Origin of the sequence: Streptomyces apocyni, from assembly GCF_009739465.1 — a bacterium.
GTDB classification, from domain to species: domain Bacteria; phylum Actinomycetota; class Actinomycetes; order Streptomycetales; family Streptomycetaceae; genus Streptomyces; species Streptomyces apocyni.
Window position 1 is genome coordinate 62,799 of record NZ_WHOM01000065.1, and the last position, 11,878, is coordinate 74,676.

Below are 11,878 nucleotides of genomic sequence, written 5' to 3' on the forward strand. Positions count from 1 at the left end.
GGGAGGTGGGCGGATGTACCGCCGGTTCAGGGGGGTTGTGTGCTGGGGGACGGCGGCGTGCAGGAAGGTGCCGCTGGTTAGGTCAGGTTGTGGGTTTGGGCTGTGAAGAGGGCTACTGAGCCTCGGAGGGTGACGGTGACCTTGGAGAAGCGGGTGGTGAGTTCGGCTTCTAGGGATTCTGGGGAGTCTTTGCGGTTGTTGAAGACCTTTTTGCGGTTGAGGAGGTCGAGTTGGGCGGAGGCCGCTGGGGTGTGGGGTACTCCTTCGCCTAGGACTGTGCTGCCGAATACCTGGGCGCCTGGGGTGAGGTGGGGGATTAGGTGGTCGAAGGCCGCCGCTTTGGCGGACATCGGGCCCGGGAGGCAGTGCAGGACGAAGTTGAGGGAGGCCGAGGAGAAGCGGAGGCCGCTGAGGTCGTAGGGCTCCAGGATGTTGTGGCGGTGGGTGGTGGGGTGGTAGCGCGCCACGCGGCGGGAGGCCGCCTTGAGGACCGCTGGGTTCAGGTCCAGTAGGGCCAACTGGGGGTGGTCCGTGGGGAAGTGACAGCGGTCCAGGAAGTAGCCGGTGCCTGGGCCGATGTCCAGGTGCCGGTCGGAGATGTGCCGGTCGTACTGTGCCGCCATCACCCCGCGCGGGCAGCGCCACACCGCCGGGCAGACTCCTCCCAGGACGAAGGCGTCGTACACCCGGAGCATGGACGCCGAGTAGACGGCGGTCGCGGCCGCCACCGGGCTCTGCCGCTCGGGCTCACGGGTCATCCGTACCTCCCCTGGTCGGTGTCGTCGATCTTAGGGAAGTTTGGTGTATCCAGGCGGGCTTGGCGCGGATCAGGTGTGTGCGGGCGGCTGTCGCCATGGGCCGGGCCCGGGAACGGGCCAGGAAACGCACCTAGAGGGAGAGCGCTGTGGATATCAAGGAAGAGATTCGGGTGGCGAGCCTGGCGGACGTGCCGGAGGGTGAGTTGCTCAGCGTGGAGTTGGATGGGGTGCAGGTGCTGCTGGCGCGGTCTGGCGGCACGGTGTTCGCCGTGCGCGATCAGTGCAGCCATGAGGACGCCCCGCTCTCCGACGGGGAGATCGAGGACGACGGCACCGTCACCTGCCCCTGGCACTTCAGCCGCTTCTGCCTGCGCACCGGGGCGGCTCTCGACGCACCCGCGTACGACCCGATCGAGACTTACGCGGTACGGGTCGTTGACGGGGAGGTGCTGCTCTCCAGGGCTGGCGGGGCTGGCGGGGCCGCTCGGTGAGCGAGAGTGAGCTGCCGAAGGGGACGGTGTACCGGTCCCTGAAGGTTGCCACGCTGCCGCGGCGAGGACGGTATGCGCGATGAGGGCGACGGAAGCGACCAGGGCCACGAGTCCGTCGGGCCGTGACTGTATCCAGCGGTCCGGTTCGCAGATCTGAAAGGTGGATCTGACGCCCGCGTGGAGGTAATGCCCTGATGAGCACAGGAGAGTGGGATGCCATCGTCATCGGCAGCGGGCTGGGAGGTGTGTCAGCCGCCGCCATCCTGGCCCACTGCGGCCAGAAGGTTCTCGTCTGCGAGCAGAGCGAGGGCATCGGTGGCCTCGCGCACGCCTTCTCCCGCGACGGGCGCACCTTCGACTCGGCGATCCGGGTGCTCGCCGAGGGCGAGATGGTGCAGGGGCTGCTGGACTGGCTCGGCGTCCAGGACGAGTGCGAACTGACCGTCATCGATCACCTCTACCGGGCCGACTTCCCGGACCTGAGCGTCTTCGCGCCGACCGGTCTGGAAGAGTTCATGGAGGCGCATATCGAGCTCTTCCCGCAGGAGGCGGACGGCATCCGGGCGTTCTTCCAGCTGCGTCGGCAGATGTTCCTGGAGACGGCGCAGGCGCCGATGCGCGTCACCGACCCCTCCGCACTCGGGCAGTTGACGGACCTGCTGCCCACCCTCATGAAGTACCGCAAGGCGACCCTCGCCGACGTCATGGACGAGTACCTGCGCGACCCGCGGCTCAAGGCGATGTGCTCGGCGCTGTGGCCCTATATGGGCGCCCCGCCCTCGCAGCTGTCGTTCTTCGCGTACGCCCAGTTCATCGGCGTGCTCATCGACGGCCCCTCGTACTGCAAGGGCAGCTTCCAGAAGCTGGTCGACGCCTTCGTGGTAGCGGTCGAGCGTGGCGGCGGCCAGGTCCTGACCGGGACGGCCGTGGAGAAGATCCTCCTCCAGGACGGACGGGCCGCCGGGGTCCGTACCGCCGACGGTGAGGTGCACACCGCGCCGGTCGTCATCTCCAACGCCGATGCCCGCCAGACCTTTGACGAGCTGGTCGGCGCCGACGAGCTGCCGAGCAAGTACGCCAAGCGGCTCGCCCGGTTGAAGCCCTCGATGTCGGCCTGCGTCGTCTACGCGGCCACCGAGCAGGACCTGCTGGCCGAGAACCCGGCCCACGAGACGTTCAAGTACAACCACTGGGACCACGACGACACCTGGCAGGATGTGCTCGGCGGCCGTCCCGGCGGGATGTCCCTCTCGGTGATGACGATGCTCGACCCGGAGCTCGGCAAGCCGGGCGAACATCTGCTGATCGGCACCGCGGTCGCCCCCTACCAGCGGCCGGACGGTGTCCCGTGGAGCGAGCACAAGGAGCAGTTCGCCGACGCGCTGCTCGGTGAGTTCGAATCGGTCTTCCCCGGGCTACGGGAGAACCTGACCTTCCTCCAGGCGGGCACCCCGCAGACCATCGAGCGGTTCACCCGCAACAGCCAGGGCGCCACCTACGGCTGGGCCCTGACGCCGCATCAGATCGGCGGCAAGCGGCTCGCCCACGAGACCCCGGTGCCCGGCCTCTTCCTCTCCGGTCACTGGACCGAGGAGGGTCCCGCCTCCTTCCGGGTGATCCTCTCCGGCATGAACACCGCGCGTGAGGTGCTCAAGCACCTCGGTACGGGCATCGACGTGCCCACCTTCAAGCCTGACGACATCCCCGTAATCGCGCTGTAAGGAGCCTTGTGATGTACGAGCGCATCGGGCGTTTCGTCGTACGGCGGCGGATCGCCGTACTCCTCACCACCGTGCTGCTGGCCCTGCTCGCCGGGGCGGTCGGCAGCGGCGGCGTCGACCGTCTCAAGGGCGGCGGGCTGACCGACCCGGCATCGGAGTCCAGCCGGGCCGGGCGGGAACTTGTCGACCGGTTCGACGGCGGAAGCCAGAACCTGATCCTGCTGGCCCGCAGCGCGGAAGGCGACGTCGACGGCTCGACCAGCGCCGCTGCGGGGCGTGAGCTGACCGAACGGCTCAGCCGAGAGGCCGGGGTCTCCAACGTGACCTCGTACTGGACCTCGGGGTCCCCGGCGATGCGGGCCAAGGACGGCGCGTCGGCGCTGGTGCTGGCGCGGGTCGACGGCGACGAGACCACGGGGCTGCGCAGGCTCGGCACGCTGGACCCCGCGTACGCGAGCGACAGCGGCCCGCTGACCGTACGCCTCGCGGGCTCCCTGCAGATCCAGCGGGAGCTGGAGGAGACCATCGCGTCGGACCTCACCAAGGCCGAGAGCGTGGCCATGCCGATCACGCTGATCCTGATGGTGCTGGTCTTCGGGGCGGTGACCGCCGCGCTGCTGCCGCTCGGCATGGGGCTGATCGCGATCCTCGGCACCCTCGGAGTGCTCGCCGGGATCACGGCACTCACCGATGTATCGGTTTTCGCGCTCAATCTGACCACCGCGCTCGGGCTCGGCCTGGCCATCGACTACGCGCTGCTGATGGTGTCCCGGTATCGGGAGGAGCTCCAGGGCACCGACGATCCGCACGAGGCCGTGGTGCGCGCGGTGTGCACGGCGGGCCGCACCATCGTCTTCAGCGCCGCCACCGTCGCGGTCTCGCTCTCCGCCCTGCTGGTCTTCCCGCAGTTTTTCTTCCGCTCCTTCGCGTACTCGGGGATCGCGGTGGTGCTGTTGTCGGCGTTCGCCGGCGTGGTGGTGCTGCCCGCCCTGCTGGCCGTACTCAAGGGCCGCGTGAACAAGTTCGCGGTCCCCACCCGGCGCCGGACGGCCACGCCGCGCGGCGACGGATTCTGGTACCGCACGGCGCACCGCGTGATGCGCCGCCCGGTGCTCGTGGGCACCGGGGTCGCCGCGCTACTGATCGTGCTCGGCCTGCCCTTCCAGCGCGTGGAGTTCGGGCTCTTCGACCATCGGGTGCTCCCGGAGAACGCCTCGGCGCGCCAGGTCTCGGAGACCATCGGCAAGGAGTTCAGCGGGGACGGCGCGGGGGCCCTGCACGTCGTCGCCACGGACACCGCGGGCGCCGGCCAGCGCGCCACCGGGGAGTACGCGACGCGGCTCTCCCGCCTTGGCGGTGTCGCCCGCGTCGAGGCGCCGACCGGCGCCTACGCGGACGGCCAGCGGATCGCGGAGCCCGGCCCCGACGCCGACCGCAGGACCCGCGGCGACGCCACCCATCTGTCGGTCGTCCCCGACGTGCAGCCGATGTCACCTCAGGGCGAGGCCCTGGTCAGGGACGTACGAGAGACACAGGCGCCGTATCCGGTCCTGGTGGGTGGACCCTCCGCGGAACTGGTCGACGCCAAGCAGTCCATCGGCAGCCATCTGCCGTGGGCGCTGCTCGTCGTCGGGGTGTCCACCTTCGTCCTGCTCTTCCTGGCCTTCGGCAGCCTGCTGTTGCCGCTGAAGGCGATGGTCCTCAACCTGCTGAGCCTCACCGCGTTGTTCGGCTCGATGGTGTGGATCTTCCAGGACGGTCATCTGGCGGATCTGCTCGGCTTCACCGCCACCGGCACGCTGAACCTCGCCATCCCCGTTCTGATGTTCTGTATGGCTTTTGGCCTGTCGATGGACTACGAGGTCTTCCTGATCTCCCGGATCCGGGAGGAGTACCTGCGTACCGGGGACAACACCGAGTCGGTTGCCAGGGGCCTGGAGCACACGGGCCGGATCATCACCGCGGCGGCGCTGGTGATGTCGGTGGTCTTCCTCTCCTTCGCCGCTTCCGGAGTAGCGGTCATCAAGCTCTTCGGCCTGGGCGTGGCCATCGCGGTGCTGGTGGACGCCGCGGTCATCCGGCCGCTCCTGGTGCCCGCCTTCATGCGGCTTACCGGACGCGCCAACTGGTGGGCACCGGCCCCGCTGCGCAGGTTCCACGACCGGTTCGGTATCAGTGAGGGGACAGCACTTCACCCAGCCCCGTCGAAGCCGGTACGGGAAGCCACCGGCGCCGGTGCTGACGCCGGCGTCCGCGCCGGGGTCGGGGCTCAGCGAGAGGACGCCTTGTGACCCGCCGTTCGCACGCCGTACAGGACTGCCCCGTACCCCGGAGTAGCCAGCTCTCCGCGTACCGCCCCGCCGCCGGCCTGCGCCATGCCACCGGCGCGCCGCTGCCGCCAGGCGCGCCCGATGACGCCGACTACTGGGCCGGTGCGCTCTTCAACGACCCGCCATCGGCGATGCGTGCGCTGATCCGCGCCCGGGACGTGCTGGCCCGCGCCCTGCGCCTGCACACCGTCATCCCTGGGAAGCCGGACGGCCACCAGGACCGGGTCGGCCCCTTCCCTGTGATCGAGCGGGCCGCTACAGAAGTCGTGTTCGGCCTCGACGACAAGCACCTGGACTTCCGCTCGTCGGTCCAGGTCGAGCACCCCGAGTGCGCCGCCGACTCCTCCAGCGCCGTCCGCCCCCGCGTCACTGTCTCCACCGTCGCCCAGGCGCACAACACCTTCGGCCGCCTCTACCTGCTGCCCGTCAGGGTGGCCCACCCGCTGCTGCTGCGCCTGCTGCTGCGCCGCGCTCTGGCCCGTACGACTCCGAACTCACCCACGCCCCCCGGCACACCGCCAGCGGGTCCCGTCCGCGAGGAGAATCTGTGACCGTGACCGCGCCGACAGCTGTTCCCCGGCAAGCTCCCGCCACCCGGGGGCACCCGATCTTCGGCACCGCCCTGGACCTGCGCCAGGACATCATCGGCACGCTGGTGTCGCAGTGGCGCCAGCACGGCGATGTCGTGCGCTTCCGCTCGCCCTTCAGCGGCGTGCCGGACTACCTGATCACGCACCCCGACGACGTGAAGTTCGTTCTGCAGGAGGCCCACCAGACCTTCCGCCACCCGCCGTTGCAGCGTGCCACGTTCAGCGCCGTGGTCGGGCAGGGGCTGGTGGCCAGCCAGGGCACGTACTGGCGTCGGCAGCGGCGCCTGGCCCAGCCCGCCTTCCACAAGCGGCGCATCGCCGACTTTGCCGACCTCACGGTCTCCACCACCGATGAGCTGGTCGAGCGCTGGCGCCCGAACAGCATGTCCGGCGAGCCGCTCGACCTGCGCGTGGAGATGATGCGGGTCACGCTCGACGTGCTGGCCCGGGCGCTGTTCAGCGCGGACTGGAGCCGGGACGTCGAGAAACTCGGCGTCCACGTCACCTATCTGCTGGAACGTACCTTCACCGGAATGCTCTCGCCTTTCGCGCTGCCCGAGTGGGCGCCGACCCCGGTGAACCGGCGCTTCAGGAGCAGCCGTGACGCCGTCGACGAGGTGGTCTACCGCCTGATCGCCGCCCACCGCGCCAGCGGGGCCGACGACAGCAGCCTGGTCGGCATGCTCCTCTCCGCCCAGGACGCCGACACCGGCGAGATGATGACGGACCAGCAGGTGCGGGATGAGGTCATGGCGATGCTGATCGCCGGCCACGAGACCGTCTCCACGGCGCTGACCTGGACCTGGTATCTCCTTTCCCGGCATCCGGAGGCCGAGGCCCGCGTCGCCGCCGAGGTTGCTGCCGTATGTGGCGACCGCGCCCCCACCTTCGAAGACCTGCCGAGCCTGGAGTACACCAGCCGGGTCATCCAGGAGTCGATGCGGCTGTACCCACCGCTGTGGGTCATGGGCCGCATGCCCACCGAAGACACCGAGATCCGCGGCTACCGCGTCCCCCGCGACTCCGTGGTCCTGCTCTCCCAGTACGTCACTCACCGGCACCCGGAGTTCTGGGACAACCCCGAGGGCTTCGACCCGGACCGCTTCCTGCCCGCCGCGGTCAAGGAACGCCACCGTTATGCCTACTTCCCGTTCGGCGGCGGCCCGCGCAAGTGCATCGGGGACGCCTTCGCGATGATGGAGATGCCCCTGCTCATCGCCCGGGTCATCCAGCACTATCGCCTCCAGCTTGTTCCCGGTCACCCGGTGGAGCCCGCCCCAGGCATCAGTCTGCGGGTGGCGCACGGGCTGCCGATGACCATCCATGCCCGGACGTGAGGGCCTGCGCTGATCGGCTCGCGGGGTGGCGCTGAGGCGCACCCCGCGCAGCGCGTTGTCCTGGGTGGCCGTCGTGGTCAACGCTGACGTACGGATGCTGTCACAAAATAATTCGACGCGGCGTCAACAGTATGTTTCCAGCGAGTATCCAAACTTCCGGGTAAAGGTATGAACCTTGCCAAGAGTGCAGGTCAGGTCGGATAGGTAAGGGTCTGGCAGGCAGGTGGAAAATGACGTTCCGCTTAACTGGATCCCGCCGTTCCGGCGTGTGACTTTAATTGCAGTACATGTCGTGTCACCTGGGAACCGCGCACCCCCGCGGCGGTGTCTGTTCAGGTGCCGGGTCGGCGAATTGGGAAGTTGACACGCCGCGACCCGGCCGTATAGTTGGCGCCTGTAGAGCCTCGCGGCAGTGGTATTGAGTCAGTACTCATCCTGCTGTCAGTCGTTACCGCGCAAGTCGCGTGACGATGTGCGAGGTATCGATGAGAGCGACGGGGGATTAAATGGAAGCGCTTTCTCTGCATAAACTCGTAGACGAATGCCTGTCCGGTAATCAGGACAGCTGGAATCGCATTGTCGATCGGTACACGCCACTGATATGGGCCATAGCCCGCGGGCACAGGCTCTCGCCCGCCGACTGTGAGGATGTCAGCCAGACGACCTGGATGCGCGTCATTCAGCACCTGGGCAAGCTCAGGGAGCCGGAGAAGCTGGCCCACTGGATCTCCGTCTCGGCCCGCCGTGAGAGCCTCAAGCACATCCAGAAGTCGAGCCGTAGCGCGCCCACCGAGGACCCCGAGGTCTTCGACCGGCCGCTGCCTTCGGCGAACCAGCCGGAGGAGTCCGCGCTCCAGCGCGAGACACGCGACGAGGTCCTGCTCGCCTACTGCTCCCTCTCGCCCAAGTGCCAGGCGTTGCTCGGCCTGTTGGTCGCGGAGCCGCCCATGTCGTACGACGAGGTCAGCGCCACGCTCGGGATGGCGCGCGGCTCAATCGGGCCCATCCGGGGCCGGTGCCTGAAGCATCTGCAGCGCGCAATCGAGGCCGAGGTCGGGCGCACCGAGCAGGCGAGGGTGCTGTTCGAGTCCATCAAGACGATGGGCCTCAGGGCCTATGCCCTGGAGAGCGCACCGGAGCCCAGCTCAGTAGCAGTGCGGGGTGACAGGGTGTCGGCCGACTGAATCCGGCGTCGCCTCAGGAGCCGGGGCGGCTTCGTCGCCCCGGCTGTCCTGCGGCTCGTCCACCTGCTCATTCAGTGAGGCTTCGTGCAAGACGAAAGGGAAGAGTGCCTTCGCGTCTTCCAGCGCCCTGTCAGAGGGTGATCTGAGGGCACTCGCGAGCTCTTCCAGTGCCTCTCTGGCAGTGTCGTCCACTCTGCTCACCTCTGCCAATTAGTTCGATGTTTAATCACCCGTAGAGTAAGGCAAAGTCCCGCGAACGACAATACGGTTGAGTAGCGTTTCGCGGGACCTCCATTTCAGCCACACCCTCAGGCGGTCAGGCTCGGGTCGAGCGATCCGACAGACTTAAGTATCCGGTCGATGCGTCGAGCGTCACTCGCGGGATGGCACACCGCGCCCGGCAGTGTATTGCGGACGAACCCGCTCAGGGCCCGCCCAGGACCCGCCTCCACAAAGGTGCCGACACCGCTCTCGGAGATCACCTGCAAGGTGTCCGACCAGCGCACCGCGCCCGCCAGCTGACGGCGCAGCATATGGCGTGCCTCCGCGCCGTCCAGCAGACGGCTCGCCGTCACGTTCGCCAGCACCGGGAACGCCGGATCCCGGAACTCCACCCGGTCGAGCTCCGCGGTGAACTCCTCCTCCAGTTCGGCCATCAGGCTGCAGTGGAACGGTGCTCCCACGCCCAGCATCACCACGCGCTCGGCACCAGCCGCCTTCATCATCGTGGCCACCTCGCGCACCGCGTCCCGCTCACCGGAGACCACATGCTGCGCGGGGTCGTTGTAGTTGGCGACCTCGACGACCGCCCCGGTCCGCTCCGCCACCTCCGAGCAGCCCCGCTCGACCTGCCGGGCCTCCGGGCCGATCACCGCCGCCATCGCGCCCGGGGTGTGCTCGTTGACCTGGGCCATCAACGCGCCGCGCTTGCGGACCAGGAGCAGCGCGTCCGTCCACTCCAGCACGCCCGCGCTGACCAGCGCCGCGTACTCGCCCAGACTGTGCCCCGCGGCGACCGACGGGGTGATGCCGTGGCCCCGCAGCACGTCCAGGACGGCGATGCTGGTCAGGAAGACGGCGGGCTGGGTGATCTCGGTGGGCACCAGCTCGTCGGCGGTGCCTTCCCAGCACAGCCGGGACAGCTCGAAACCGAGCAGCTCGTCGGCTGGCCGGTAGTAGCGCTCGATCAGTTCGGGGTGGCGCTCGACCAGGTCCCGTCCCATCCCCGGGCGCTGGGAGCCCTGACCGGGGAAGAGGAAAGCGATGTTCTGCATGGATCTCCCTTGCGTAGAGGGGTGGTAGAGGGGGGGAGAGGGGAGGTAGGAGTGGCGGGCGGTGTGAACGGGGGGCTGACGCGCGATCCGCGTCAGCCCCCCGTCCCGTACCGCTATGGCGCCCCGGCCGCTCAGCGCAGGCCGAGGAGCTTCCCCTGGTGGTAGGCGAGTGGATCGGTGTCGGGGGAGCAGCCGATGTCGGTGACCTCACCGATGAAGACGGTGTGGTCGCCCGCCGTGACCCGCTGGGCCACCCAGCAGTCCAGATGGGTCACGGCCCCGTCCAGCACCGGGGTGCCCGCCGCGCCGACGCGGTGTGGCACCCCGGCGAAGCCCGCGGCGCCACGCGGCCGGTCCGACGCGGCGAACCGCGAGGCCAGCGAGGACTGCTCGCGACCCAGCACGTTCACGGTGAACACCCCGCAGGCATCGATCACTTCGGCGACCTGCGAGCCGTGCCCGAGGCAGATCAGCAGCATCGGGGGCTCCAACGACACCGAGGTCAGAGAGGAGACGGTGGTCCCGTACGGCCCGCCGGGCCCGTACGAGGTGACCACCGCGACCCCGGTGACGAAGCGCCCCATCGCCTGCCGGAACTCCCTGGGGCCGACGGCGGAGGCCACCGGTGTGGTGCTGCGGGACGTCATGGTGGCCCCTCTCAGCCGGCAGGGGTGGCCGCGGTCCAGTCCACGACCGCCCCCGCGTAGATCCACTTGGTGGACTCGACGCCGACCAGCATCAGCCGGTCGCCCGGCTTGACCTGGCCCGAGCGCCAGGCGTCGTCCAGGAACAGCGGCACCGCCGCACAGCCGACGGCGCCCATGGTGGAGAGGCTGTCGAACACCTTCCCGTCCAGCGCCTTCCACTCGGCGGTGTCCAGGCCCAGCTCGTGGAGGGCGTCCAGCATCCAGCCGACGTTCCCCTCCGGGACCAGACAGAGGTCGACGGAGTCGACATCCACCTTGCTCCGCCGCAGCGTGCTGCTGATCGCCTCGGTGACCATCACCGGAGTGAAGTCGCCCGCGCCGACCACGTCGACCTTCAGGTCAACCAGCCGCTTGGCCTTGAGCTGCTCGTGGATCGGGGCGTGCGTGCCGCCACCCACCGAGTGGATGCCGGGCTTGCGGTCACCGCCGATGGCCTCCATCGCGGCGCCAAGGAGACCGCCCTCGCCGCCTTCCTCGGCACGGAGCACGATCGCGCCCGCGCCGTCGCCGAACATGTAGACCGGCATCCGGTCCCGCATCCGGATCTTGTACGGGTCCTTGCCGAGGAAGATGGGCGCGAGCACCGGCGAGATGGCCTCGCTGCCGATGACCAGCGCGGTCCGGTAGACGCCGGACTCCAGGTACATCCGCGCCACATCAAGACCCTGGACCACCCCGGCCCCGCCGGAGCGGATCTCCAGCGTGGCGCAGCGGGTCAGACCCAGGCGCTCCTGCACCAGATTGACCAGCGGCGGCAGCGGGAAGTCCGGGGTGCCGGTGGCGAGGATGATCAGGTCGACGTCCCCGGCCTCGAGCCCGGCCGAGTCCAGCGCCTGGACGGCCGCCTTGTAGGCCATGTCCGAGTTGTTCTCGCGGTGTTCACCGGTAGCCGGGTCGATCATCCAGAACCGGCGCTCGATGGAGAGGCCCTCGCGCACCTCGTCGGGCAGCGGCCCGACGAGGCGTGCGATCTCCTCGGTGGAGATCGGGTCACCGGGCTGATAGCCCCCGGTGCCGATGATCTGTATCGCGGTCATCTGGTGTGGCCTCCTCAGACCGTGGCGAGCGCGGCGCGGTGCTCGACGAGGCCGACCAGGTTCTCCACCGTGAACAGGCCCATGACCTGGGTGGCCTCCAGCTTGCCCGCCAGCGCGTCGGTGTCGATCTGCGGCATGACCTTCTTCAGCTGGGCGAGGCCGACGGCCGAGACGATCTCGTTCTCGTCGCCGAACTCCTCGTCCGGGATGCCGCCCTGGACGTACGCGGCGAGCTCCGCCGCCTGGATCTTGATGCCCAGCGAGCGCTCCAGGCGGAAGAGGATGTCGAGCAGGTCGATCGACTCCGCGCCCAGGTCATCCAGCAGGGTCGCCTCGGGCACGACCTCGTCGTCCTCGGCGCCCAGCGCGTCGATCACGGCCTCGGTGACGGCCTTGACGATGGTGTTGCGGTCCATGGTGGTCCCTCCGGACTGGTGAGATATGTGGCC

11 protein-coding genes are annotated in these 11,878 nt (G+C 69.0%); 6 read left to right on the top strand and 5 right to left on the bottom strand.

All coding sequences use genetic code 11. The features are described 5' to 3' along the window. Positions 1-77: 77 nt before the first annotated feature. Positions 78-758, bottom strand: a complete 681-nt coding sequence (locus GCN81_RS19235; RefSeq protein WP_231626848.1) for a class I SAM-dependent methyltransferase — start codon at positions 756-758, stop codon at positions 78-80. A gap of 146 nt (positions 759-904) precedes the next feature. On the opposite strand from GCN81_RS19235, the gene GCN81_RS19240 reads away from it, so the two are divergent. The 6 genes from GCN81_RS19240 to GCN81_RS19265 all read left to right on the top strand — a co-directional run bounded on the left by GCN81_RS19240 (position 905) and on the right by GCN81_RS19265 (position 8,411). Next, positions 905-1,249, top strand: coding sequence for a Rieske (2Fe-2S) protein (locus GCN81_RS19240; RefSeq protein ID WP_156725844.1), 345 nt, complete (start codon positions 905-907; stop codon positions 1,247-1,249). 194 nt (positions 1,250-1,443) lie between these two features. Further along, positions 1,444-2,970: a phytoene desaturase family protein gene (locus GCN81_RS19245; RefSeq protein WP_156725845.1), complete on the top strand. Its 1,527-nt coding sequence runs from the start codon at positions 1,444-1,446 to the stop codon at positions 2,968-2,970. 11 nt (positions 2,971-2,981) lie between these two features. Further along, on the top strand, positions 2,982-5,261 hold the full coding sequence (locus GCN81_RS19250; RefSeq protein ID WP_156725846.1) for an MMPL family transporter: 2,280 nt from the start codon (positions 2,982-2,984) through the stop codon (positions 5,259-5,261). Continuing rightward, positions 5,258-5,851 carry a DUF2867 domain-containing protein gene (locus GCN81_RS19255; RefSeq protein WP_156725847.1) on the top strand — a complete coding sequence of 198 codons (594 nt, stop codon included), beginning with the start codon at positions 5,258-5,260 and terminating at the stop codon, positions 5,849-5,851. Before GCN81_RS19250 ends, GCN81_RS19255 begins: the two co-directional genes overlap by 4 nt. A 2-nt stretch (positions 5,852-5,853) precedes the next feature. Then, a complete protein-coding gene (locus GCN81_RS19260; protein ID WP_197287705.1) occupies positions 5,854-7,227 on the top strand; it encodes a cytochrome P450 in 1,374 nt (457 codons plus the stop codon). Between the two features lie 506 nt (positions 7,228-7,733). Further along, positions 7,734-8,411, top strand: a complete 678-nt coding sequence (locus GCN81_RS19265; protein WP_231626850.1) for an RNA polymerase sigma factor — start codon at positions 7,734-7,736, stop codon at positions 8,409-8,411. A 308-nt stretch (positions 8,412-8,719) separates the two neighbouring features. On the opposite strand, the gene fabD is transcribed toward GCN81_RS19265, so the two are convergent. The 4 genes from fabD to GCN81_RS19285 all read right to left on the bottom strand — a co-directional run bounded on the left by fabD (position 8,720) and on the right by GCN81_RS19285 (position 11,845). Continuing rightward, positions 8,720-9,685 carry an ACP S-malonyltransferase gene (gene fabD, locus GCN81_RS19270; RefSeq protein ID WP_156725849.1) on the bottom strand — a complete coding sequence of 322 codons (966 nt, stop codon included), beginning with the start codon at positions 9,683-9,685 and terminating at the stop codon, positions 8,720-8,722. A gap of 131 nt (positions 9,686-9,816) precedes the next feature. Then, positions 9,817-10,332: a flavin reductase family protein gene (locus GCN81_RS19275; protein WP_156725850.1), complete on the bottom strand. Its 516-nt coding sequence runs from the start codon at positions 10,330-10,332 to the stop codon at positions 9,817-9,819. Between the two features lie 11 nt (positions 10,333-10,343). Next, positions 10,344-11,429: a 3-oxoacyl-ACP synthase III family protein gene (locus GCN81_RS19280; protein WP_156725851.1), complete on the bottom strand. Its 1,086-nt coding sequence runs from the start codon at positions 11,427-11,429 to the stop codon at positions 10,344-10,346. A 14-nt stretch (positions 11,430-11,443) separates the two neighbouring features. Beyond that, positions 11,444-11,845 carry an acyl carrier protein gene (locus GCN81_RS19285; RefSeq protein ID WP_156725852.1) on the bottom strand — a complete coding sequence of 134 codons (402 nt, stop codon included), beginning with the start codon at positions 11,843-11,845 and terminating at the stop codon, positions 11,444-11,446. Positions 11,846-11,878 lie beyond the last annotated feature (33 nt).

Bases quoted from the DNA above. Each gene is read 5' to 3' on its own strand.
- GCN81_RS19280 (WP_156725851.1), bottom strand. From the start codon at position 11,429: ATGACCGCGATACAGATCATCGGCACCGGGGGCTATCAGCCCGGTGAC.
- GCN81_RS19285 (WP_156725852.1), bottom strand. From the start codon at position 11,845: ATGGACCGCAACACCATCGTCAAGGCCGTCACCGAGGCCGTGATCGAC.
- GCN81_RS19250 (WP_156725846.1), top strand. From the start codon at position 2,982: ATGTACGAGCGCATCGGGCGTTTCGTCGTACGGCGGCGGATCGCCGTA.
- GCN81_RS19265 (WP_231626850.1), top strand. From the start codon at position 7,734: ATGGAAGCGCTTTCTCTGCATAAACTCGTAGACGAATGCCTGTCCGGT.
- GCN81_RS19275 (WP_156725850.1), bottom strand. From the start codon at position 10,332: ATGACGTCCCGCAGCACCACACCGGTGGCCTCCGCCGTCGGCCCCAGG.
- GCN81_RS19235 (WP_231626848.1), bottom strand. From the start codon at position 758: ATGACCCGTGAGCCCGAGCGGCAGAGCCCGGTGGCGGCCGCGACCGCC.
- fabD (WP_156725849.1), bottom strand. From the start codon at position 9,685: ATGCAGAACATCGCTTTCCTCTTCCCCGGTCAGGGCTCCCAGCGCCCG.
- GCN81_RS19245 (WP_156725845.1), top strand. From the start codon at position 1,444: ATGAGCACAGGAGAGTGGGATGCCATCGTCATCGGCAGCGGGCTGGGA.